Source organism: Aequorivita vitellina, from assembly GCF_022008365.1.
GTDB lineage: Bacteria > Bacteroidota > Bacteroidia > Flavobacteriales > Flavobacteriaceae > Aequorivita > Aequorivita vitellina.
The window spans coordinates 1-872 of sequence record NZ_JAIRBA010000107.1; the positions used below are offsets into that span (position 1 = coordinate 1).

Below are 872 nucleotides of genomic sequence, written 5' to 3' on the forward strand. Positions count from 1 at the left end.
TTATATATTTCATAGCATGAAGATACAAAAAAGACAAATAATGACCATGGATTTTTTTCTTAAAGTGAGGAAGGTTATTAGACAGTCTGACGGTTGCGTATAACCGTCAGTTACGGGTTAATATGCGTTAATTTTCGGTTTGGCACAGACGGTAGCAATTCCGAGTGGATTCGGACGCAGTCGAATCCGCCGTAATTGCGGTTATACATTGTTAGCAAACGTATTTTCTCCTCAATAGCTAAATTCCAATACTACAAGTCGTTTATGAAAATAGTCATTAAAATCAGGGTTTAAGCTTAAAATTCCGTTCACCACTAATTCGTTTTGCATCATTCCCGCAGCTTCTCTTTTCTCCCAGTATTTTTTTATTAAAGAATCAGAATCTTTTACAGTATAAAGTGCTTGCATATATTTTCCCGTTCCATTTATTTGTAAACCACTTACTGAATCTTTAGTGTAAATCTCATTCCATAATCCGCTATTATGAAATTCCGTATTTGTTTTGTCCGATTGAAATTTAAATCTTCCCAAATCCGTTGTTGAGTCAGAGATTAAGTCAGTCAGATATTGTCGATAACCTTTTTCGGTTGTCAAATTCGGATATATTTTCGTTAAATTTTCTTCAAAGTCAGATACGAGTAAATTCAGGGCATTTGTTTGTCTTTCGCCTAAAACTTTTTCAAATTCCATAATTCGGTTGTTAGTTTGAGTACAACTGAAAGTTAAAATCAGAACTAGAATTAAATGGAATTTCTGCATTTCGTTTATATGTTTGCTAACGTTTCTGCATATGATTAGTGGCCCGATTAAGCACGGAATTTAGCAAATAAAAACCAAACAGAAAATCCGATAGGATTTTCGGAAGCAGGCTC

Annotated in this window: 1 protein-coding gene; it reads right to left on the bottom strand. The window is 34.3% G+C overall.

Annotated features, from left to right (window positions below; genetic code table 11):
• Positions 1–231 precede the first annotated feature (231 nt).
• A complete protein-coding gene (locus K8089_RS16185) occupies positions 232–690 on the bottom strand; it encodes a hypothetical protein (RefSeq protein ID WP_237604325.1) in 459 nt (152 codons plus the stop codon).
• Positions 691–872 lie beyond the last annotated feature (182 nt).

Coding starts and splice junctions, on each gene's coding strand:
- K8089_RS16185 (WP_237604325.1), bottom strand. CDS start 690: ATGGAATTTGAAAAAGTTTTAGGCGAAAGACAAACAAATGCCCTGAAT.